This window comes from Marininema halotolerans (assembly GCF_900116235.1).
GTDB classification, from domain to species: Bacteria; Bacillota; Bacilli; order Thermoactinomycetales; family DSM-45169; genus Marininema; species Marininema halotolerans.
Map to the genome: position 1 here is coordinate 12,700 of NZ_FPAA01000002.1, position 22,838 is coordinate 35,537.

24 protein-coding genes are annotated in these 22,838 nt (G+C 44.7%); 6 read left to right on the forward strand and 18 right to left on the reverse strand.

Annotated elements, in window-relative coordinates; genetic code table 11:
- Positions 1-60 precede the first annotated feature (60 nt).
- The gene (locus tag CHX35_RS02665; protein WP_245838594.1) at positions 61-987 is read left to right on the forward strand and encodes a 1,4-dihydroxy-2-naphthoate polyprenyltransferase; all 927 of its coding nucleotides are present in this window, start codon (positions 61-63) and stop codon (positions 985-987) included.
- Positions 988-1,738: 751 nt separating this feature from the next.
- Here CHX35_RS02665 and CHX35_RS02670 read toward each other — a convergent pair.
- The 5 genes from CHX35_RS02670 to trxB all read right to left on the reverse strand — a co-directional run bounded on the left by CHX35_RS02670 (position 1,739) and on the right by trxB (position 5,310).
- Positions 1,739-2,029, reverse strand: coding sequence for a hypothetical protein (locus CHX35_RS02670; RefSeq protein ID WP_091833527.1), 291 nt, complete (start codon positions 2,027-2,029; stop codon positions 1,739-1,741).
- A 14-nt stretch (positions 2,030-2,043) separates the two neighbouring features.
- Complete coding sequence (locus CHX35_RS02675) at positions 2,044-3,138, reverse strand: RHS repeat-associated core domain-containing protein (protein WP_140413529.1); 1,095 nt, start codon at positions 3,136-3,138, stop codon at positions 2,044-2,046.
- A gap of 69 nt (positions 3,139-3,207) precedes the next feature.
- The gene (locus CHX35_RS02680) at positions 3,208-3,663 is read right to left on the reverse strand and encodes an SMI1/KNR4 family protein (protein WP_091833533.1); all 456 of its coding nucleotides are present in this window, start codon (positions 3,661-3,663) and stop codon (positions 3,208-3,210) included.
- Between the two features lie 22 nt (positions 3,664-3,685).
- Positions 3,686-3,958: an HNH/ENDO VII family nuclease gene (locus CHX35_RS17785; RefSeq protein WP_342743098.1), complete on the reverse strand. Its 273-nt coding sequence runs from the start codon at positions 3,956-3,958 to the stop codon at positions 3,686-3,688.
- Positions 3,959-4,359: 401 nt separating this feature from the next.
- Complete coding sequence (gene trxB, locus CHX35_RS02690; protein ID WP_091833536.1) at positions 4,360-5,310, reverse strand: thioredoxin-disulfide reductase; 951 nt, start codon at positions 5,308-5,310, stop codon at positions 4,360-4,362.
- A gap of 246 nt (positions 5,311-5,556) precedes the next feature.
- Here trxB and CHX35_RS17950 point away from each other — a divergent pair, with 246 nt between their 5' ends.
- Entirely contained in the window at positions 5,557-5,682 is a 126-nt protein-coding gene (locus tag CHX35_RS17950) for a hypothetical protein (RefSeq protein ID WP_281252041.1), read from the forward strand.
- A 49-nt stretch (positions 5,683-5,731) separates the two neighbouring features.
- On the opposite strand, the gene msrA is transcribed toward CHX35_RS17950, so the two are convergent.
- Positions 5,732-6,202: a peptide-methionine (S)-S-oxide reductase MsrA gene (msrA, locus tag CHX35_RS02695; RefSeq protein ID WP_091833539.1), complete on the reverse strand. Its 471-nt coding sequence runs from the start codon at positions 6,200-6,202 to the stop codon at positions 5,732-5,734.
- Between the two features lie 193 nt (positions 6,203-6,395).
- On the opposite strand from msrA, the gene CHX35_RS02700 reads away from it, so the two are divergent.
- Positions 6,396-6,659 (forward strand): hypothetical protein, encoded by a 264-nt coding sequence (locus CHX35_RS02700; RefSeq protein WP_140413530.1) that lies wholly within the window; start codon positions 6,396-6,398, stop codon positions 6,657-6,659.
- 65 nt (positions 6,660-6,724) lie between these two features.
- Here CHX35_RS02700 and rbsB read toward each other — a convergent pair whose 3' ends face one another.
- The 5 genes from rbsB to CHX35_RS02725 form a co-directional block, all read right to left on the reverse strand.
- Positions 6,725-7,645: a ribose ABC transporter substrate-binding protein RbsB gene (gene rbsB / locus CHX35_RS02705; protein WP_091833545.1), complete on the reverse strand. Its 921-nt coding sequence runs from the start codon at positions 7,643-7,645 to the stop codon at positions 6,725-6,727.
- A gap of 79 nt (positions 7,646-7,724) precedes the next feature.
- Positions 7,725-8,648: an ABC transporter permease gene (locus tag CHX35_RS02710; protein WP_091834435.1), complete on the reverse strand. Its 924-nt coding sequence runs from the start codon at positions 8,646-8,648 to the stop codon at positions 7,725-7,727.
- Positions 8,638-10,167: a sugar ABC transporter ATP-binding protein gene (locus tag CHX35_RS02715; protein ID WP_091833548.1), complete on the reverse strand. Its 1,530-nt coding sequence runs from the start codon at positions 10,165-10,167 to the stop codon at positions 8,638-8,640. Before CHX35_RS02715 ends, CHX35_RS02710 begins: the two co-directional genes overlap by 11 nt.
- A gap of 12 nt (positions 10,168-10,179) precedes the next feature.
- The gene (gene rbsK, locus CHX35_RS02720) at positions 10,180-11,106 is read right to left on the reverse strand and encodes a ribokinase (protein WP_091833551.1); all 927 of its coding nucleotides are present in this window, start codon (positions 11,104-11,106) and stop codon (positions 10,180-10,182) included.
- A complete protein-coding gene (locus CHX35_RS02725; protein WP_091833554.1) occupies positions 11,103-12,098 on the reverse strand; it encodes a LacI family DNA-binding transcriptional regulator in 996 nt (331 codons plus the stop codon). The genes rbsK and CHX35_RS02725 overlap by 4 nt, the downstream gene beginning before the upstream one ends.
- A 413-nt stretch (positions 12,099-12,511) precedes the next feature.
- On the opposite strand from CHX35_RS02725, the gene CHX35_RS02730 reads away from it, so the two are divergent.
- Together CHX35_RS02730 and CHX35_RS02735 are read left to right on the forward strand one after the other, a co-directional pair.
- Positions 12,512-13,060 carry a DUF2062 domain-containing protein gene (locus CHX35_RS02730; RefSeq protein WP_091833557.1) on the forward strand — a complete coding sequence of 183 codons (549 nt, stop codon included), beginning with the start codon at positions 12,512-12,514 and terminating at the stop codon, positions 13,058-13,060.
- 280 nt (positions 13,061-13,340) lie between these two features.
- Positions 13,341-13,838 carry a nucleoside deaminase gene (locus CHX35_RS02735; RefSeq protein WP_091833560.1) on the forward strand — a complete coding sequence of 166 codons (498 nt, stop codon included), beginning with the start codon at positions 13,341-13,343 and terminating at the stop codon, positions 13,836-13,838.
- Between the two features lie 52 nt (positions 13,839-13,890).
- On the opposite strand, the gene CHX35_RS02740 is transcribed toward CHX35_RS02735, so the two are convergent.
- The 6 genes from CHX35_RS02740 to abc-f all read right to left on the reverse strand — a co-directional run bounded on the left by CHX35_RS02740 (position 13,891) and on the right by abc-f (position 20,282).
- Entirely contained in the window at positions 13,891-14,556 is a 666-nt protein-coding gene (locus CHX35_RS02740; RefSeq protein ID WP_091833563.1) for a peroxiredoxin, read from the reverse strand.
- A gap of 109 nt (positions 14,557-14,665) precedes the next feature.
- Complete coding sequence (locus tag CHX35_RS02745; protein ID WP_091833566.1) at positions 14,666-15,937, reverse strand: ABC transporter permease; 1,272 nt, start codon at positions 15,935-15,937, stop codon at positions 14,666-14,668.
- A 15-nt stretch (positions 15,938-15,952) separates the two neighbouring features.
- A complete protein-coding gene (locus CHX35_RS02750) occupies positions 15,953-16,645 on the reverse strand; it encodes an ABC transporter ATP-binding protein (RefSeq protein WP_091833569.1) in 693 nt (230 codons plus the stop codon).
- A 119-nt stretch (positions 16,646-16,764) separates the two neighbouring features.
- Complete coding sequence (locus CHX35_RS17955) at positions 16,765-16,899, reverse strand: hypothetical protein (RefSeq protein ID WP_281252042.1); 135 nt, start codon at positions 16,897-16,899, stop codon at positions 16,765-16,767.
- Positions 16,896-18,212: a helix-turn-helix domain-containing protein gene (locus CHX35_RS02755; RefSeq protein ID WP_176391838.1), complete on the reverse strand. Its 1,317-nt coding sequence runs from the start codon at positions 18,210-18,212 to the stop codon at positions 16,896-16,898. Before CHX35_RS02755 ends, CHX35_RS17955 begins: the two co-directional genes overlap by 4 nt.
- A gap of 228 nt (positions 18,213-18,440) precedes the next feature.
- Positions 18,441-20,282 carry a ribosomal protection-like ABC-F family protein gene (abc-f, locus tag CHX35_RS02760; protein WP_091833575.1) on the reverse strand — a complete coding sequence of 614 codons (1,842 nt, stop codon included), beginning with the start codon at positions 20,280-20,282 and terminating at the stop codon, positions 18,441-18,443.
- A 496-nt stretch (positions 20,283-20,778) separates the two neighbouring features.
- Between abc-f and CHX35_RS02765 the strand changes: the two genes are divergently transcribed.
- Positions 20,779-21,600, forward strand: coding sequence for a class I SAM-dependent methyltransferase (locus CHX35_RS02765; RefSeq protein WP_091833578.1), 822 nt, complete (start codon positions 20,779-20,781; stop codon positions 21,598-21,600).
- A 16-nt stretch (positions 21,601-21,616) separates the two neighbouring features.
- Here the strand turns inward: CHX35_RS02765 and CHX35_RS02770 are convergent, their stop codons facing one another.
- The gene (locus CHX35_RS02770; RefSeq protein WP_091833581.1) at positions 21,617-22,816 is read right to left on the reverse strand and encodes an MFS transporter; all 1,200 of its coding nucleotides are present in this window, start codon (positions 22,814-22,816) and stop codon (positions 21,617-21,619) included.
- Between the last annotated feature and the right edge of the window lie 22 nt (positions 22,817-22,838).

A 22,838-nucleotide genomic window follows, 5' to 3' on the forward strand; every position in this document is an offset into this window, starting at 1 on the left:
AATGGTCTTCGTCCAGACGAACTTACTCTTCCTGTTGAAGATTGAAAAGGAGCGATCGATTTGAACCAACGATCCCATACGAAACAAAATCAACCCGTCGGGTGGCGAGTGTGGTGGCAATTGCTCCGTCCACATACCTTAACGGCTTCCTTTATCCCAGTACTAATCGGAACGGCCCTTGCCCTTCCAAGTACGCCCATTCACCTTCCCCTTTTTATCGCCATGTTACTCGCTTCCATCTTGATTCAATCCGCAACCAATATGTTTAATGAGTACTATGATTACAAGCGCGGACTCGATAACAAGGATTCCGTGGGGATTGGGGGAACAATTGTCCGATATGGCGTTTCCCCCCGGACCGTAATGAATATCGCAATTAGTTGTTGTGTGTTAGCCGTTTTACTCGGGGTATATATCTGTATGTCCACCAGTTGGTGGCTTGCGGCGATGGGTACCCTATGCATCGCCGCAGGTTACTTTTATACAGGGGGGCCCTGGCCCATCGCCTATACCCCCTTCGGAGAGATCGTTGCTGGACTTTTTATGGGGCTCATCATTATCCAAATTGCCTTTTTTATTCAAACCGATACCATCACCACTTCAAGTCTCCTCATCTCTGGCCCCACTTCGATCCTTGTGGGTGCCATCCTCATGGCCAACAACATTCGTGACCGTGAAGGGGACGAGAAGAACGGTCGTAAAACGTTAGCGATTCTTCTTGGACACGAGGGAGCGGTACGTTTCCTCGCAGGCATGTTTATCCTGGCTTATTTATGGGTTCTTGTCCTGATCATTCTTGGCATGTTCCCCCCCACTCTGCTGCTCGTTTTACTGAGCGTCACCAAAGCAGTGGAGGCGGTGCGAGGCTTCGCCGGACAACGTACCAATGTAGAAATGATGCCAGCAATGGGAGCTACCGCACAATTAAATTCCTTGTTTGGCATTCTTCTTGCAGCCGGACTTCTATTGAATACCTTGATCATGTAAGTCAAAAAAGACCCCCTCTCCATCCTGTGTGGAGAAGGGCTTCAGCAAGTGCGGAGAAACTAAGCCATTTTCTCCGTACTTTTTTTATAAGAAGCGTTCAAGGGGAAAATTGATCTATGCTATTGAAGATTTAACCGATGATGATCCATTCACTTAATTGCAAATGGTTTACTCGTGTTGCCCTCCTTTACAAATGACAAACCATATCCTTCTTCCTTACTGATTAGGAGTTGTATTTCTGTACAATCTGTTGAATTCTCTCCTTTATCTCCAACCACTGTAGAATCAATCGCCTCAGTTCTATGGTCTCAATCTCGCATTTTATTCTATTTGTTTCCAAATTAACCAAGGTACTATCTTTCTCTCAACTGCGGTGAATGCGGCAAATATTGTCGTGTTTCTTTTTCCTATTTTCTTCACGGCATCTCTCCCTTTCACATAAAAAAAGACGTTGGTTAAACGCCTTTTCATGGAATATTTTCTTTTTACTATGGATGATGTGATCTTTTACATTGGAGGCCCCCCTCAACAAAAAAGAGCATCCGGAGCAACCCGAATGCTCTCAATACCTCTTTGAAAACCTGCTCATTATATAGTATATCCTTTTGACCTTATTTTTTTTCGGTCTTTTTCCGCACTTTTCCCGGTTGATTTTCTAACTGGATCTTATTGTTCAATAAACCTATATCCTTTTACACACTCCAGAACATTTAGATTTCCAGGGAATTTACATACTCTTATGCAATTATGACTAGAATATTTTGTCCACTTCCACTATTTCCCATAAATCTTTCAGTTTTTCGCCATTTATAACAGCATTTTCACGCAGAAATTCTACACTCTCAAAATGTTGGACCGAGGAGTCATCGTAAAAACGGTATAGTACGTACCGACCTTTTTCTTCATCAATTCTGGTTTTACAAGCAGCATACTGCTCACCTTTATATGAGAACTCTATTTCATGACCCATTTGCAAATGGGTCAAAAACAGATCAAAGCTATATTTTTCGCCTCTTTTTCGGCCTCTATATCTATCGTCCATTACAGTCTAACCTCCTAAGGTATTCTCCAGCCACTTCTTGGGTCACCCTTTATCGTCCAATCCCAATCATGAGCATGTGGTACTACTGGGTGATATTTAGGATGGCCATGATTTGAAAAGTCAATATCCAATATAGCATCACCATTTTCATCAAAATATCTTCTTGTATCTAGATTACCGCGTTTATCAATCCAATCCATAGATGAATTTGGTTTTTGCCCGCGAGCAGGTAGTTGATTATACACTCTCTCACTCCAAACCGAATGATTTTTAGCCTTTGGAAATCTATCAAGTCTTATATATCCAGTCCTTGTTCTTGCTACTTCTGGACTCTTTACTCGCCATCTGCCTACTACTCGTCCTCCACCACCGCCTCCACTTCCCACACCACCTGCACCAACTCGACCAGCTGGACCAATGGACTGGCCTCCACCTCCACCAATAGACGTGTCTTCCGTTGCATAGGCTATTTCTACCTTAAAGATATTTAGACCTACAATGTAATCTAGCCATCCCTTGGTATCAAGACTCACACGAGGTGCCTTGGGTTTTGGTTTCGGTTTTGGTTTACTGTTAGAGGAACTACTCGATTTACTGTTCGAGGATCTACTTCGGTGTGAATGTGCCTGATACGCCCTCGACGACTTCCGGGCCCTTCTCACCGTTTTCTTGGGGGCTTTTCTGCCATGACCTGTTCTCGGATTATAAAAGGTGCCGGTTACCGCGACCCATGTAGCCGCTGCATCAGGGTCTCCTCGACTCGTAAGATCAGGAATATGCCCATCCAGCTCACTATAGCTTACCGGGTTCCCCCCAGCAAAGGCATAACGGCTACCCGTTGCCATGTCCATCGCAAGACCGAGATCCTGAGAAGCATCGCTATAGGCGTCCCGGGTGTCAAAGCGGGCGATACTTGGATCGTAGTTGCGGAAGCCCATGTCGTAGCTTTCTGCATCCGGATCCCAGCGCTTTGCGGTATAGCGATAGGGGTTGTACATGGGGGAGCCAGGCTTGTCTACGCCAGTGAAGGCTTCCTTCTGGTCTTCCCCGTATAGCGTGACCCGTAGGTGCCGCGGACACAGTTTCCAGAATAGGTGGCTAGATTCCAATGTTGAAAAAAAAGCTGTCGAAAAATTATCGACAGCTTAAAACATATAGAAGGGATTCATTTATAGTAATTACAACTCGTCATCGTCATCCATATTATCAATTGTTCCTTGAAACCTATCTATCAAAAAACTATAAAAATCATCAAATTCATCGATAGGGATAGGTTCCCATATTGCCCAGTTTATTATAGGGCACTCCTCATTTTCCATTCGTGATGTATCCAAACAGTACACATATTCGCCACAATCCTCAATTACAATATACTGTTGAGGCAATCCGTATTGTCTGTAATCAATAGTTGTCTCTACAACAGGCATGGCAATTTGGGCGATCCCTAAGATCTCTACCCCCTCAAGGCCTCCATGACCATAGTTCTGAATATACCATTTGTAACTATCTGGAAAATTAACCTCTAGCAACGCTTCCGCTTCTTTTAATTTACTCTCGGGCATTGGGTCGAAATAGTCCTCACCCTTTACAGCATAATCTCTCATCATCTGTACAATCATTTCCTGTTTGCTCATTACTGATCCCACCACCAAAAAATTATTTTAAATTCAGTTGTTTATATCTCCATTTCCAGTATTGCCTTCGAAAGTAATCATACTGAGGTTTTAGTATAGGACTGTTCCTAAAACTACCTCCCTTTTCAACTAAACCATGCAGAGGCTTGTAGAATTTCCCATGCACCGATGCTTCCAATTCCACCATAGATCCTGGTTCCCTTTGAGTAAAATGATGTAAATTAATTGGTTTACCATCTTTTCTAAGAGGTGCGCACGCCCTTCTTTGGCACGTTGGGCATTTGTTCGCCCCGATTCATCGATTTGATTCCAATCAATGTAATCATTTAGATACATACGACGGCTTACATCTCGTTTTTCCCCTCTTACTCTTGTTTTCCCTTCATACTGGATGGATCGGTTGAATCGTCTTCCACCACCGCCTCCACTTCCCATACCACCTGCACCAACTCGACCAACTGGACCAATGGATTGGCCTCCGCCTCCACAGACATGTCGTCCGATGCATAGGCTATATTAAAGGTACCAGCTTCCTGTCATCAGCGTGTGGAGAAACCGAATTTCCCTTCGCGTTCTTGTCTCATACACACGTGCTCACGTGGAAAGTAATCGGCGAAAGGGATTCTGATTGGGGGCTGATTGACAGCAATAAAAATAGGCTGTCGAGAACATCTCGACAGCCTAAGTTCTGAGCGTTTAAAGGTTTTGGCTCCAATCAATGGTCGCAGAACCTTCTAGAAACTTCTCTGTATCCATCGCAGCCATACAACCTGTTCCAGCTGCTGTAATTGCTTGCCGGTAGGTATGATCCTGTACATCCCCACAAGCAAATACTCCCTCAATACTGGTTTTCGTCGTTCCAGGCTCGACATCAATGTAACCCAGTTCATCGGTGTTTAATTGACCGTCTAAAAACTTCGTATTGGGGTGATGACCAATCGCAACGAAGATGCCATCCACTTCAATGAGCTCTTCTTCGTCCGTTTGGCTATTTTTCACTTTCAGTCCTTTAACGCCGCCCTCTTCCTTTTTCACGACTTCAACTGGGGAGCGATTCAAGGCCCATTTAATCTTGTCATTTTCCCGGGCACGATCCTGCATAATCTTAGAAGCACGCAGTTCCTCACGGCGGTGAACAACTGTCACTTCTGAGGCAAATTTCGTCAGGAAAGTCGCCTCTTCCATCGCAGAATCTCCACCCCCTACGATGGCAATCTTTTTACCGCGGTAGAAGAATCCATCGCACGTTGCACAGGTGGAAACACCTTGACCCATGTTCTCTTTCTCACCAGGAATTCCTAATAGCTTTGCAGATGCCCCAGTAGAGATCACAAGGGCCTCCGTCTTTACCTCACCTAGGCTATCCACCGAAAGGGTAAAGGGCCGCTTTGAAAGATCCACTTCGGTAACCCAACCGCGTTTAAATTCTGCACCAAAACGTTCCGCTTGCTTTCGCATGTTATCCATCAATTCCGGTCCCATAATTCCGTCTGGAAATCCCGGAAAATTTTCGACATCCGTTGTTGTTGTCAATTGGCCACCCGGTTCAGGTCCTTCAATTACAACCGGAGCCATGTTGGCACGGGCAAGATAGATTGCTGCCGTCAAACCAGCAGGGCCGGTGCCTAAAATAATTACCTTATGCATGGTCACTATAACCTCCTATTGCCATTTGAACCCTTTCCCCTACAGCATACCCCGAAGGGGTACCAACTGTAAATATCGTGTTCAGAATGGATCGCTACATCCATCGTATATCCATTCCATAATGGTTGTCCTTCATCCCTATTACCCGTTAATTAACGTGCACATTCTTCCTAACCATTGCACCCATGTAAAGACTTTTCCATACCTTACAAGGAAGGATGCCTTGATTTAAGGAGGAGAGAAAGTATGGGCATACCCGGTCTATCGGGGAAAATTTCTGGATTTGGTGCATTCCCGTGGATAGTTGCCCTATTCAATGTCTTCTTTATCGCCCTCTCACTATTAACCATTCGTCCACTTGCCATTGTCTAATAAAAAAGCAATCCCCGTTTCATCCAGTGAAGCGGGGATTGCTTTGACTTCATATCTGACAAGAAGACTGGCCCCGCTTCTGTAGATAGCGTTGGTGATACTCTTCTCCGCGGTAAAAGGTTTTCGCCTCTTCAATGACGGTTACCACCGGATCTTTCCACCGTCCCGAAGCATTCAACTCTCGCTTTGACTTTTCAGCGATTTCCCTTTGTTCCGGTGTGTGGTAGAAGATCGCGGAGCGATATTGGCTTCCCATATCAGGGCCTTGCCGATTGAGTGTTGTCGGATTGTGATTTTCCCAGAAGATATCCAGTAACTGATCATAGGAAACCTGCGTTGGATCAAATTCGAGGTCAACGACTTCAGCATGTCCCGTCTCATCGGTACAAACCTCTTGATAGGTAGGATTCTCCTTTTGTCCACCCATATACCCAACCGCCGTGGCTGTAACTCCCTCGATGTTGCGGAATAGTTCTTCCACTCCCCAAAAACAACCAGCTCCAAAAGTAGCCTGTGCCATCCACGCCACCCCTTCCTGCTTTATTATTCTCCATCATATCGAAGCCACGATCAGATAGCAATATACCAACTTAACCAATAGGAATAGTAAAATAACATTTTTTCTGATCAAAACGAGATTCATCGGGTTCCGCAATTGAAATATTTCATGTACACTGACTACAACGAATCTTTTTTTGAGGAGGTGGATCATGATGGGATCCAAACCATTAGAATTTTCCCAAAGTGAACGTGAATTATTAATGATGAGCCTGGGCTCTCGTGAGGAAAAAATCCTCGATGCAATGGAGGATCGCTTTCATGAAATCGTCGGCGAAAAACATGCTCCTCGCGTAGAAAAAATGATGCGAAATTTGTTTAACGACTGGCATAGCCTCAATGAAACACGACAATTAAAAGAGCGCCTTCACCGTGCGACAAGTGAATCCGAAGGACACATTAAAGCTGTCCCCAAGTAAACCTCTCGCCTACATAAGCGTAAAAAAACCGATCAAAATCTGATCGGTTTTTTTATTTCCTTTTATCATTGTTCTTTTGTAACTAACTTTAGCGGAACCGGATAAAACTTATCTACCTTCTTGCCTTTTGCAGCAAGTGAAGAGACATCAATGGCCTTTTTCCCAATCACTTCTGGCTTTTGGGCAATCGTTGCTGACAGCGTTCCCTTTTGTACGGCTTTGACAGCATCCGCCGTCGCGTCAAATCCCACAACGATCATATCCTTCTTCGATGCACGAATCGCCTCTAACGCACCTAAGGCCATTTCATCATTATGAGCGAATACTGCCTTTACACCTTTTTCTCTTTGCAACAAGTTTTCCATGACAGTTAGACCCTTCGCTCGATCAAAATTAGCCGGTTGGGAAGCGACAATTTTCACCCCATCATGATCCTGAAGGGCTTCATGAAAGCCCTCTCCGCGATCCCGAGCAGCAGTGGTACCAGGAATCCCTTCAAGCTCAATTACCTTGCCTTTGTCCTCAATCTGACTCAGTAGATAATCTCCAGCCATCTTTCCACCCTCAACGTTATCGGAGGCAATATGTGAGAGGGTTTTCCCACCCTCTGCAGCCCGATCAACGGTAATCACAGGAATCTTCGCTTGATTTGCTGATTGGATCGCAGCGGCAACCGCCTTACTATCTGTTGGGTTAATTAATAGGATATCCACTTTCTTTTGAATCAGATCCTCTACATCACTTGCCTGCTTTGCCGTATCATCCTGGGCATCCGCGACGACTAACTCGATCCCCTTCTGTTTCGCTTCTTTTTTTGCTCCATCCCGTAGGCTGACAAAGAATGGATTGTTTAATGTGGATAAGGACAACCCTACTTTTAATGGGTGATCGTCTTCCTTCGTTTCGAGTGCTGATTTCGTCGAACAACCGACGACCATGCTAAACAAAAGCATGGCAACTATTAAAAGAATCCCTTGTCTTCTCATCATATCCGCCTCCTAATAAGTTCCGTTCAATCCGGACGGGTGGGAATCTTGTCGCCTGAAAATCAGGCAATCTCTCAATCTACGATTTCTCAGAGCGATCCACTAATACAGCCAGTAAAATCACAGCTCCTTTTACGACTTGCTGGTAAAAGGTCGATACATTTAATAGATTTAACCCATTGTCCAGTACACCGATAATCATTGCACCAATCAACGTACCCGTAATCCACCCCTTTCCTCCAGCTAAGCTTGTCCCCCCGAGGACAACCGCAGCGATTGCAGACAACTCATACCCTGAACCCATCGTGGGTTGGGCAGAACTCAATCGCGCTGTTAGAATGATCCCTGCCAAGGAAGCAAAAGCACCACATAGGGTATATGCCATGATTTTCACCCGCGTTGTACGAACACCTGAGAGCAAAGCCGCTTCTTCATTGCCCCCTAACGCATAAATATGGCGGCCAAAGGGGGTATTCTTTAAAAGGAAACTCAATAAAAAGAAGAGAACAAGCATCCAAATCACAGGAACAGGCACTTCGAATAAATACCCTTGTCCTAAGATGACAAAGTCTGGATTATCGCTCAGAAGCGGTCGTCCATCGGTATAGACCAATGTTAATCCCCGATACAATGACAGGGTGGCTAATGTAACAATAAATGGAGCCACCCTACCGATGGCGATAAACAACCCATTGATGGAACCCATCAGAGCACCTGTACAAATGCCAAGCAGAATGGCTAACCAAGGGGGGAGTCCCATGCCTACCATACTGGCAGTTAAAACCCCTGCAAGCGCCAATATCGAACCGACAGATAAATCAATCCCACCGGTCAAGATCACCAAGGTCATTCCAAAGGCTAGCAAAGCATTAATCGAAATTTGTCGAAAAATGTTGAAAATATTCGTTATACTCAGAAAATCTTGGCTAATGATGGCCAGTAGGATTACCATGAGAAGTAACCCCGCCATCGGACCCAATTTTTGCAGCCCACTAACGTGCATGTTCCGCACGTTCAATTCCCTCCGCAAGCAGGCCACCTCCTCCAGCTGCAGCTTCTAGTACCCTCTGTTCAGTAGCCTCTTTTTGCGTAAACGTAGCGACTTGCTTCCCTTTACGCATCACCATCACCCGATCACTCATTCCGAGTACTTCTGGTAAATCCGAGGAAATAAGCAAAATCGCAACCCCTTGTGCTGACAACTGATTCATTAATTGATAGATTTCTTGTTTTGCCCCAATGTCAACGCCACGTGTCGGCTCATCTAAAATAAGTACCTTTGGCGGTTGAACCAACCATTTCCCAATGGCTACTTTCTGTTGATTTCCACCCGATAGAAAAGCAGCTGGTTGATCCAGGCTAGTCGCCCTGATCCCTAGTTGTTTACTTAACGTAGTCGCTTGCTCTTCTTCCAACTTCTTTGTAATCACACCCATGGTTGTAAAGGCGTTCATTGCCACAAGGGATAGGTTCTCTTTTACGGATTGAGTAAGAACCAATCCTTTACCCTTTCGGTCTTCTGTAACATAGGCCATTCCTAGACGAACAGCCTCACGCGGATGACGAAATGTGGCCGGCTTTCCATCCAACCAAATCTCGCCTGCATCCCGCTTACTCACACCAAAAAGCAAATTAGCCAGCTCGGTCCTACCGGCTCCAATCAGCCCTGCTAATCCAAGCACTTCCCCGGCTTGAATATGAAAGGAAACCCCTTCCACCACTCCGGTCTGCGTTAACCCTTTCACACGCAAGCGATCAACGGGTGTCTTCACCGCCGTCTTTTGCGGAAACCGTTCAGCTAGATCTCTCCCTACCATCATTTGCACAACGTGATCCAAAGCAATTTCGTGGGTAGGATGTGTAGCGATGATCTCCCCATTACGTAATACCGTGATGCGATCACTTAATTCTTGTACCTCTTCTAATCGATGGGAAATATAAATCATCCCTACCCCTTTCCCACGTAATGCCCGTAGCGTTGCAAAAAGAGAGCGGACCTCTAAGGGCGTCAGTGCAGCGGTGGGTTCATCTAAAATGAGAATCTTCGCTTGTAAAGAAAGCGCTTTTGCAATCTCCACCAGCTGTTGTTGTCCGACTGATAACCCACCGACCTTACAAAATGGGTCTTTATTCAGTCCGACTTTCTTTAGCCAATGGCGCGCTTCCTCCTTCATTTTTCGCCAACGAATCCATCCAAATCCAAAGGAATGTTCACGACCAAGAAAGAGATTTTCACAGATACTCAGTTGCGGGACAAGATGCAACTCTTGATGGATCACACCAATCCCCGCTTTCATCGCTGCACGCGGGGATTGGAAGGTCACCTCTTTATCGTCGATCAAAATCTTCCCCTGATCGGCGGGAAAACCCCCACTTAAAATCTTGATCAGCGTCGATTTCCCTGCTCCATTTTCGCCAAGTAGGGCATGAATTTCCCCCGCTTCCAACGTAAACCGAACCTGTTTAAGAACCTGAACATGGGCAAAGGACTTTTCAATCCCCGACATCTGTAACAGAGTCATTCACATCCCACCTTACCCCTGGGAACCTCTCCCATCTACCTCTGAACGGAAGGGCATACCCGCTTGGGCCCCTAAACGTGTGATGGCAATGGCAGAGGTTTTTCCAGCAAAGTCCACCGCTTCCACTAAGGACTTCCCTTCGCCTAATGCACAAGCTAATCCAGCATTAAAGGCATCCCCCGCACCTGTCGTGTCCACCACATTCTTCACTGGATTGCTTGGCAGGTACATCACGGGACTGTCCGGTTCCAAAATCGCCGCCCCGCGTGCGCCCAGGGTGGCTACAACACTCCCCACTCCCATCTGCAACAGCTTTTTCATCGCTGCTTCGATCCCCACCTCATCCAATGAACACCCACTCAGCCACTGAAGTTCCGTTTCATTGGGAGTAAGAAGGTCGACATGCTTGAATAATTCGGGTGGCAGTTTCTTCGCAGGGGCAGGGTTGAGAATGACCCTCGTACCTGCTTCCTTTGCTATCTTCGCCGCCAAACATACCGATTCTAATGGAATTTCTAATTGAAGTAGCAGAACATCTGCCGCTTCAATCAACGCTCTCTCCTGCTCCACTTCCTTTGCTCCTAACAATGCATTGGCTCCAGAAATGACGACGATCGCATTATCCCCTTCCGCTAAAAGAACCGTAGCGACGCCAGTAGAGGTCTCAGGGAAAGTCTGCACTTTCGTGTCGATCCCTTCCTTTGTCAATGTCCCTTGTAGTGTTTCACCAAAGGAATCGTCCCCAATTGCCCCAATCATCGTGGTCTTTGCTCCCAAGCGGGCGGAAGCAACCGCTTGATTGGCCCCTTTACCTCCAGGAACCATATGCACCTCATCTCCTTGAATCGTCTCTCCCATTCGAGGCTGCTTTGGCGCACGCACAACGATGTCCATGTTTAAACTACCCACAACGACTATAGACACTGGAGCCTTCGTCAACGTTGACTCCTCCTCGTCGATGCCCGTTTCAATAACGTAACCTCCCAATCTCCTGTTGCCGGCTCCATTTCTTCCCCATTAATCTGACGAATCAACTGAGAGACTGCTGCTTTTCCGATTTCTTCAATGGGTTGTGCGATGGTGGTTAACTCCGGTTCAGTGAGTGCCGTTACGGAGATGCCATCAAATCCACATAATGACACTTGACAGGGGACATCCACACCCGCTCGGTGCAATGCTTTAAGTGCACCCACTGCCATCAGATCATTGCCCGCAAAAATCCCATCCATATCAGGAAATCGTTCCAGCAATATTTGAGTCGCCTTCATGCCACCGGCTACCGAAAACCCTCCTGGTACAATCCAATTAGGATGAAACCATGGAAGCGATTCTACAACTTCGAGGTACCCTCGTTTTCGCTCCACAGCAGGTATCAACTCAGCGGGGCCTGCGATATGAGCAACCCGCTGACAGCCCTCCTCGAGGAGGTGCTGAACGGCTATTCGTGCACCGCCTACATTATTTGAACGAATTACCGATGTATCCCCAATGCGCGGTGTTCGATCAAGAAGAACAAAAGGCAGCCCCTGTTCTTCCATCAAATTCATCTCTCGTTCGCCAAGCGTTCGAGAGACAAAGATAATCCCTGCAACCTCTCGTTTGTGTAGAAGATGAATATAGGTCTTTTCTCTATATCCGAAATCATCCGAATTACATAAAATAACAGCGTAATTATTTTCTCTCGCTTTATCCTCGACCGCTCTTGCTAATTCAGCAAAGAAAGGATTGCTGATATCAGGAAGGATCATCGCAATCGTCGCTGTATTTGAATAATCATAGCGGGGGATATCGGGATGATAATCCATTTCTTTTATAATGCGTCGTACACGAGCTTTTATGGTCGATTGAACATATCCAGTCTCGTTAAGAATACGTGATACAGTAGCAACTGATACTCGTGCCCGTTTAGCAACCTCTTGGATCGTAGTCATATCCACCACTCTTCATATGTAATATTTTCTTGTATCCAGTTTATAAATAGGCTACACTTGGATTCTTTTATATGTCAAGATAAAATGACACAAAGTTCTACCTTTGAGGGTTTACCAGTCACAAAAACAAAAAAACCGCTTTCAATCGACAAAACTTGACAAGTGTTATCGTCAAAAACAACTCATGAGATACACCTCATCCAACAAGCTAGATTTTAATAATTATGCATCAATGAACTATTTTTTATCTTTACAAACATTTAATGGTAATCGATTAAAGAGAAAGCGATTGAGAATTCTTTCATCGGATATTCTCCGGCAGTTTTGACTTTTGACGAACCCTGTCTCTCTGGTAAAATAGATAGGACGAAGTTGTCGAACTTACCCCACAGTGAAACGGAATGTTGCCTGTGATGCGTCCAAATAAAAAACACTCTTTCTCTCAACGCCTGAAGCGTACTTTTCGTTATCACTTTATCCGGCTTTTCCGTTCTCCAGGAGGAGCGAAAAAAGTAGCACGGGGCTTCGCAATCGGGTTTGGCTTAGAAATGATCGTTTTATGTACAGCTTCCTTGATCTATCTAATCTTTTATCCGATTGTACGCTTATCACGCGCCTCTCTCCCGGCATCGATTATTGGCAATATTATCGGAAAACTTTCTTTCCTCCCGATCCTTCTCTTGCCCTTTGCCAAAATTATTGGAGGATGGATAAGTCCTGTACAAACCAGTGGCAATAACGTGCAAGAATACTCTCTTTCTGAAATGGCATCCATTTTCACTGGTGATTTTCATATTCTGTATAATATTCTCCACAGTGGCCTTCACATTTTAATTGGCATGACCATCTTCGGTCTCATCTTAGGGATTGCTTCCTACTTTGTGATTTACCACTTATATGAGAAACGGCAAAAAAACCGTACAAAAAAACGCTCGGCTAAACATAGTACTAGCCTCTGCTAGACTTCATTTATTAAAAAAACTTCCTTCTTAAATATCCATTTAAGAAGGAAGTTTTTTTGTGCCCAATGACCAAGTCATTGCATCCATCTGCCTACACCCATAAAAACTCATTGAGAAAAAGTTCGTAATCCGTATGAAGTCTTTCGTTACTGAATACTTTTTATTACATTGAAACCACTTGCTGCCTAGGATATATCGACCCTGTCCAAACTTACAAAAAAATAATCGTCATAACAACACTGTTGAAAATTCAATTCCACCTCGAAAACTGCATCGACTGATGGGAGGTCATCGATTGTATAACCATCACTATTTTCTACAACTTTCTATACAAATAGCCATCGAAAACGTATTACAGGGCCAAGGCGGAGGTCCTTTCGGTGCGCTAATAGTAAAAGATGGGCAAATTGTCAGTACAGGGCGTAACCAGGTCCTCCCAAAACATGATCCGACTGCACACGCTGAAATTGAAGTGATTCGAAGAACCGGCAAACGGTTTCATTCACCAAACCTTAACGGCTGCATCCTATATAGCAGTTCCGAGCCCTGTCCGATGTGTCTAAGTGCAGCCTACTGGGCGAAGATATCGCTGATTGTCTTTGCTACTAACTGCTGGCAGATTGAAACATTTGGCTGGGATGATAGATATATCTATAAACAGATGTGCACCCCTCGTCAATATCGCTCGATTCCTAGTAAACAGCTAAATGCGCCTGGCATGTTTACCCCTTTCATTCTGTGGCGCCAGCTTTACAATGGGGCCAATTACACAAACTAACGACTCCACAATACAAAGAAAGCCCCAATTGGGGCTTTCTTTGTATTGTGGACTATCGTTTCAACTCTAATTTTTTACGTTTTAAATACCAATCCGTTCCACGAAGATCTCCCTGTAACCGTTGTTTGACGTCATTCATATTCTGAGGTGCGGGCTCGACTACTTTTTCACCCGGTCGCCAGTCTGCTGGAAGAGCCACAGCATTTCCATCGGCTGTTTGTAAAGCATCCAATAAGCGCAGGATTTCAGCGATATTTCGCCCTACATTGAGTGGATAATAGACCACAGCACGAATGGTTTGTTTTGGATCAATCACAAATACACAACGTACCGTCGCTGTTTCATCCGCACCCGGATGGATCATACCATATTGCGTCGCAATCGCTGTGGTTAAATCCGCTATAAGGGGAAAGGGAACCTCTACCCCCATCTTTTCCCGAATGTTATTCAGCCACGCAAGGTGTGCAGGGAGACTATCCACCGATAGACCAATCAACTCGGTATTTCGTCGTTTAAACTCCTCATAACTGCGTGAAAAGGAAATAAATTCGGTTGTACATACCGGCGTGAAATCCGCAGGGTGCGAAAAAAAGACAATCCACTTTCCACGATAATCAGACAGTCTAACTTCTCCCATCGTTGATTTTGCCGTAAATAACGGAGCTGGATCTCCGATCTTGGGCAATACTGGGGGAGCAATAACACTCGACTCAGTCATGGGCATCCTCCTTAGGCGTACTCGGTTGTCCATTACCATAACTATGTAGTAGACGATTTCCCATGAACCAATTTTTTATCTCAGAAAGAAATTTTGCCAAGGAAGACCCTCAGTGGGTCATTTCCTTCCTTGCCTGTTTTATTGGAACCGCTAGTGGCTTAGCAGCTGTCACCGTGCTTGCAACAAACCATCCCACTCCTGCTCCTACCATTGGCAAAATAAAGGCACCTATCCACCCATAGCGAAAGGCACCAAAGAAGATCGAGAGCGGGAGAAAACCCAGAAATTGAATGCAAAAAAGCACTCTCGTATACCCTCGATAGAAGATGGGTGTATCGACAATCCACGTCGCAAAGAAGGGATTTTTTTGTACAGCGACCCAAAACAGCCGTCCCCACAATGTTAAGAGGATCGCAGATACCACCCATACACACCACCCTAACCAAACGGGTGACTTTCCAAGTGCCACCATCCCAAAGCCCATGAATTGGCCGTACTCAATCATTCGTTGTCGATTCCGTAGTAACGCCTTTAATACGTTCCCCGTTAATATGTCCATGCCCGTCTTTTGCGGGAAAAAAAATCCGGATTGCGGAAATACCCACGGATTTTTACGTACCCATCCTAAGGGTGTAGATGGTTGCACCCCGCTTATACCTAATAAAAGCCCGATCCATTTAAAGCGTAGGATCTGATCCAATTTACAATCTTGTAGAAAGGTGCCCCACTGATCCAACCGTTGCTTTATTTGTAGACATAGCATACCTAACATGGCGATAAAGGCTATCCCAAGTAAGAGTGGGTTTCTCAATCCCACCACCCCTACCACAACAAATCCCATCCCACTGATAAGCAAATATATGAAGGCATTAATGTGTTGCCTCCAGCCAGTCATCCGGGTAAAAATCATGTTTCGTCCCAGCGCAATACTCATACGGGTCAGCCAACCATAGATGAATAAGGCGATCATCAGGAAGGTAGACAGATGATATTCATGGATCAAGAGCGGGGAAACTCCCACCATAAAAAGACCAACGACCCATAATTCCTTTGCGCCTTTATCGATCATTGCACAACGGATCAATCCCCTCATCCATGACCGCTTTTGAACAAGAAATAGTTGATCCGCTTCTCTAATTCGTAGCCGAAGATGACTACTCTTCACAAAGAGATAAAATCCAAGGAAGAATAACCCGGGCGGAATGTTCGCAAACCATGGAGGCGGATACTCCCACCATGAGAGATATTGTTGACCCGCAATCAACAAGCCCGGGATAAGCAAGTAAAGGGCCACAACCCAATCAATCACGGTTCTCCATGTACGGATAAACTCTGAACGCTCTACACTACGACGGTGTCGATAACTGGTTTCAGGAGACATTTCATTCTCCAATCGTTATGATGTTAGATAGTCAAAACAGTCAAACAATGAAGCATCCGATAATCCACACTGATCACGTAGGTTTCCTAATTTCCCTTGCGCAATACATTGACCCTGATCCAACAACAAAAACGTATCACAGATCTTCTCTGCGGTATCCAGGACATGGGTACACATTAAAATACCAGCACCACGCTTTTTTTCTTCATGTAACAGTTGGATCAATTCTTTAATCGCCTTCGGGTCTAATCCAATAAACGGCTCATCAATCACATACAAATCCGGTTTCATCAGAAACGCCAAGACGATCATCACCTTTTGCTTCATCCCCTTTGAAAACCCTAAGGGAAGATGATGACGTACACTGCTCAAGCGAAATCGCTCCAATAACTGATTGGCTTCTTGTTCAAAGTTAGGCACCTCATGGGTGGCTGCTAACAATTGGAGATGCTCCCACAAGGTTAGTTCATCATATAAAATTGGATGTTCCGGAACATAACCATATCGCTGATCACTCCCCTTTATCGTAATCTCCCCTGCCGTCTTCTTCATCAACCCTAAAATGACTCGAATGGTCGTACTCTTACCCGCACCGTTGGGACCAATTAACCCGAGTAACTCTCCTTCCTCTAAACAGAAGCTAAGATCTTGAACAACACTCTTCTTCCCATAGCTTACACAAAGCTTCTCCACTTCCAATATGGACATCCATCACACCACACATTTTTATAATAAGTACGCTATCCTTAAAACTCGATATACCTGTAGTAGAACATAGATGAACAAAAAAATAAAACTGTCAAATGACAGTTTTATAAAATAAGGTTTTATCCTACAGTTGGCTCTAGAACATCTTGTGATACACCTTGAGAGCTTGTATGATTCGGCTTATCAACATGCAAAATTGGTGTTAGTGCCGAGACTACAAGTATCATTAGCATGATCATCATTTTTTTCTTCAAAAAGCACCCTCCTCTCTACTTTCTAATCTTTTCTTCGATTCATATATATTCAGTAAGCTATTTTGGAATTCCTGCTGGTTGTTGTCCTGATAGCATAATGCAAGACAAAAATGCAGTTCACTCTCATCTTTTCTATAATTATATTGTTGCGCCAACTTCAGGGCTCGTTCATAATATGGGCTTGCCTCTAATTTTTCGCCACATGTTTTAAAATAGTCTCCCATCGCTTTTAATGCCGTTATAAGTCTCGGGGCATCATTCAGTTTCTCTGCGTTGGCAATTGCCATCTCATAAGCCTCTTTCGCTTCCACTCGCTTCTCTTGTAATAGATTTAATTTTCCTAATCTAATATATGCATCGGTCAAGGGGTTCTCACTACTCATTAAATGTTTAGAAGCTAATGTTGTATGAATACACCGTTCTGCTTTTTTCCATTGTCCATTCGATGTATAAAGACTACCCAATGTAAGGTATAAATTAAAAATAAACATGTGGGTTTTGCTTATTTTGGCAATTTTCAATCCTTGCGTAGCATATTCTGCGGCTTCATCTATCATCCCTGTTTTACTAAGTAATTCTGCCCTTGCTAAATAGAAAAATAGAACAGTATCTGTATCCTCAAATCCCTTTAACTGATCCCAGACATCTTGAATTACCCGTAATCCTTCTACTGATCTTCCTAGTCTGTCAAGAAATGTAACTTCATTTCTAATAAGATAAAGCCTTATATATTTATTTCCATGTTCTCTCTTAAATGCATCTAATCCACTATAAACAAATTCTAACGCTTTCTCAATTTCATTTTGATAATAACAACACGAGCTCAGATTTAAAAACGAAAGTGCTTCTGTATTTTCTATATCATTATTTTGACTACTTAAATTTATGGCAGCTCCTAAGCACCTCTCTGCTCGCTTCCAATTTTTAAGATATAGATAGGCTTTACCTTTTAGGTGCTGATACATCGCTGCATAGGGATGATGATCATCTAAATCCATTTCCTCAAGCTCTTTTAACGCTCCCCTTGCATCTTCTAAATTGATCAACGTGTCAATTGAAAAGAGATTAAATCTTACCTCATCCAGTTCCTCTTTTTGCTCCAGCAAAATAGAAGGCACATGTTCCATGCTTATCCCTAGCTTATTGACAATATAGTAAACTTTTGATTGATGGACATGCGCAATCCCTCGCTCGATGTTACTGATCGTCGCAGGAGAGATTTTGTCATCGGCTAAATCCTCGAGTCTGAGTCCCTTCGATTTCCTAACTCTTCGTATAACTTCCCCTACATCTTTTATTTTCGAAGGTTCCATTAAGACACTCCTTTTCATGATTACTAAGTCTCTCCTATTCTACACTACGGTTACAAATAATTGGAATAACTAATTTTAATATTTCAATCAAATAACTGACGATCTATCGCATTAGACAATGCTAACACCATAAAACGCCTGTGATTTAACGGAATCACTTCCGTTATCGTTGTGAAATTTAAGGCCTGCTACTCAAAAATGAAGATGTTGAGTAGCAGGCCTCGATGATTACTCGTCCCGGCGGAGACGATGTAATTCATGTTGCACCTCTTTAATTTTAAGCAAAACCTCGTCTTCCGTCGCTATATCACTCGCTTCCGTCGCTGTCATTAACTGAATGAGTTGCCATTCTAGACTACGAATTCGGTTGGCTCTATCACTTTGTGAGGGATAACTTTCTTTTTCCCTTCGATGTTCCCTATATTCCTCATAGGATCCTGCAAAGGTCTCGACCCTTCCCTGATCCAAAATCAATGTTCGGTTCGTCACGCCTTCAATCAGTTGTCGATCATGGGAAACAAGTATCATGGAGCCAGGGAAGTGAAGCAAGGCTTCTTCAATTTTTTCCCGGGTCACGATATCAAGGTAATTAGTAGGCTCATCGAGGACAATTAAATCCGCCCCGGAAAAATAAAGATGCAAGAAAGCAACACGACATTTTTCCCCCATACTTAATTCATTGATCCGGCGATGTACCGCATCCCCAGGAAACAAAAAACTGGCCAACAGGTTTCTCGCCTCTACTACCGTCATCCCTGGTAAGGAGAGAAGACTCTCTAACACCGTTCCCTCAGGGTCCAGATTCTCTAACTCCTGAGCAAAATAACCCATCGTAACTTCCGGGTGAATCAAAACCTCTCCTGCACTCGGCTGCAGCTCCCCGATCAGTAAACGCAACAAGGTGGTTTTCCCACTGCCATTCGCTCCAACTACTCCCCAACGTTCCCCACGCTGAAGCGCAAACGTAAGTGGATGTAATTTGAACTTGGGTTCTTTGCCAAAGGATAAAGCCATTTCCTTGGTACGTAAAAGGGTACGTGGAGAAAATTTCCCACCAGAAAGATCCATTCGCAAAGTCGCTTCTTTATGCGGAGCTTCCGTCATCTCCTGTTTTAATCGTTTTAATGCTTCTTCCTTGGCACGGAAGCGTGTTTGATTTTTATTGGCCTTCTTTTTATAAAAAGGGTTACGCTCTCCTGCCGCTTGATGAGCACGATTAAACCACGTACGGTAACGTTGAATGGATTCCTCTAGCTTTTTTTGCTCTCGGACTTGTTTTTTATAGAGGGAACGCTGTTCACTTTCTTCGCGATCGCGTTCGCGCCGATAGGAGCTATAGCCCCCCTTATATCGGCGGGTGCCATCCTGTGTTAGCTCCACAACGGCATCGACAGTCTGATCAATCAACCACCGATCATGGGAGACAAGTAGGACAGCCCCCTTATAATTGTTAAGCCATTCGACTAACCCATTCATCATCGATAAGTCTAAATGATTGGTAGGTTCATCTAGCAAAATGAAATCCGGTCGATGGATCATCATGCGAGCTAGCTGTGCACGGGTTTTTTCGCCTCCACTAAGATGAACATAGGGAATCGGATATCGGTTTTTCGGAAGCCCTAACCGATTCAATGTCTCATCTACTTCTTGCTCCCACTCATACCCCTGTACCATTTGGTAGGCTTCTTGGCATTGGGCATAGTGAGCCAAGGATTTTTCCAACTGATTTGCATCCGCTTCTGACAAAGCTTGTTCAGCATCTTGAAGCTTCAAAAGGAGGTGATAGTGCTTAACCGAGCCTGCCTGGACAAAATCCAGCAGGGTCCATTTCTCTTCCACGTGTGGTGTCTGCTCCAACATCCCCCAAGAGGAGACCGGCAACTGCCGATGAATCTTCCCTTGATCGGGTAACCACTCTCCCATAAGCAGTCGCAACAACGATGTCTTACCAACTCCATTGGCCCCGATTAATGCCACCTTTTCTCCTGCCTGTATTTCTAAATTCGCATCCTTTACTACGGTGATCCCATTACATTCTTTGCTAAGATCTTGTGCTTTTACGACAAACAACGAACATCCCTCCCGTGCTTGGATATAAAAAAAACCCAGGTTTCACCTGCGCAGGAGGGGGTAACTCTATCGATGGATCACCGAACAAATGAACCTGAGCACAGGTAACGCAGCATTTCGTTCCCTTGCGGCTCAAGTCCATCGTTTTGTATCCATAAGCACCAAAAAGGCGCACTAACCCTACCCCCTACCGTGCATCCGGTAGAAACCGATAACTACAACGCTACATAGTTAATGGTTCGTGAGTACGATCAGTAAGTGCGCATCGCGATACTTTGGATACCTCCGTTCATTTCATTGATTCCATTATACGATGACCTTTAGGCTTTAGCAAAAATATAAATCCCTAATCCCCCTCTTATCTACTTTTTCGCTGTACAATCCGTACCCTTTTCGCTACTACGAATATTCCCAAATATTAACCAATTTTCATATCGAATGTGATAATATAGAATCTGCTCCAAATCTTGTACATAGAGAAAGGGAGTTTTCATCCATGAACCATAAGGCAATCGCTTTAGAACAATATCGGGATGATCGACAACTGGAACTCCGGCGCCAGATACACAAACACTACAGTCAATCCCCCACTCCTTTTGTCGATTGGACACTTCAAAAACTCCCGTTGAATGGCGATGAACGGGTACTCGACGCGGGATGTGGATCAGGTGGATGGCTATTCCCCCTTGCCAACAGATTATTTCCCAAGGGAGAAGTAACTGGACTCGATCTCTCCCCTGGCATGATCCAGGGTCTTCAGAAACGCGCAAATCAAACCAACAATATTCAATTGATTGTCAGTGATGTACAGATGTTGCCCTTTACCGACCATACTTTTGATCTAGTCATGGCAAACTTTTGTCTTTACCATGTACCCGACATCAATCAAGCACTGGGCGAGCTCATCCGTGTATTGCGTCCAGGCGGAACCCTGATGATTGCTACGGGAAGCCGTACGAATTATACCGAACTGATGACGATTGATCAAAACTGTCGTGAACACTGGGGATTTCCCCTTGTCGATGAACAAACCGAAGGATATGCTCGCTTCTCCTTAGAAAATGGTGATCAATATTTACGTCCCTATGTGAACTGGTGGGAGCGATATATTTTAGATGATTCCCTTGTCTTTTTCGAGTCAGCACCGGTTATCGACTACTATGCATCGGGTATGGTTGAACGAGGGGGCATTTCAGCAGAGCAACGGGCCACATTAATCTCCGATGTCAGTCGGATCATTCAACAGGAAATCGAAGCCCACGGTTCCTTTCGTCTACGAAAAAGTGCTGGATTCTTTCTCGCCAAAAACACGCAATAAACCACTCACTATCACCTCATCCTTCTGAGGTGATCTTCTCTCCTTCACTCCCATCATAAGCCCTTACCGGAGAAGGTGTCTGGTAACGAAGAGTGAGGATGACGAAGGCCAATAACGTTCCTGCTATTAGATAAAAGAGACTATCCCCACCCACCGACTGAATGAGCACACCCCCAATATAGGGCCCCAATACACATCCAATCGCAAAGTGTGCACTCGCTAGGGCGTTTCCTTCTGGTAGATCCTCCATCGGCAGGATATCCGCCAAAAAAGCAAGCCCCAAAGAAAACAACGAACCCAGCAATCCACCTACCAGCGCAAAAACCAACAACAATAACCACGCATTCTCAATAACCAAAGGGATGACGGCCATTCCTATCGCCCCTATGAAACAGATTCCACCCAGTACCTTCTTCCTCCCCAAACGATCAGAAAGAATACCCAAGGGTAATTGAAAGAGTAGACTGCCATAGACAAAGGCACTAATTAAGATCGATACCCACGAGGTCCCAAGACCGTTCCGCAACCCATAGACGGGAAAGCTACCCGAAAGCGTCGCTTCTAAAAACCCATACAAAAAAGCAGGGCAAAGCGCAACAAAACTCCACCGATAAATTCGCAACATTCTGCTACGACTTGCTTCTACTCGGGAGTCCACTGGTGGCCGTTGATCCTTTAGAAAAAACGTCCCGCCAAAGACAAAGAGAAGAAGCACACCCATTGTGATAAAGGGGACCCACTCTCCCCACTTCAATAGATTCATCCCGAGGGGACCCAGTCCAAATCCCATGGCAAAGGCCAGTCCATATTGAGAGACACGACGTCCCCTTAAATGAACAGGACTTTCTGCAGTAATCCATAACTGGGTCGCATAATGCAAAATACTATCGCCTACCCCAATTAAAAATCGAAGTACCATCCAAGGAACAAAACCAGTAAAAATCGGAAACAAGAAAGTGCACCCTAGTAAGAGCACCATGCCTATAAGAATAACAAAGCGGTATCCGTATCGCCTGACAAGCCATCCACAAAAGGGAGTCGACAACAGAATACCAAGATAGAGCGCAGTGGCATGAAGCCCATTCATACTCGAAGAGACGCCTTTTTTTTCAAGCAGGGTAGCGACCAATGGTAGTAACAGCCCTTGTGTAAGACCCGCAGTAGCGACCACGCCTAGCAAAACGAGAAACCATCTTCTTTCTGACCGCGGTTTCATTCTCCACCTCCTCCATTGTTCT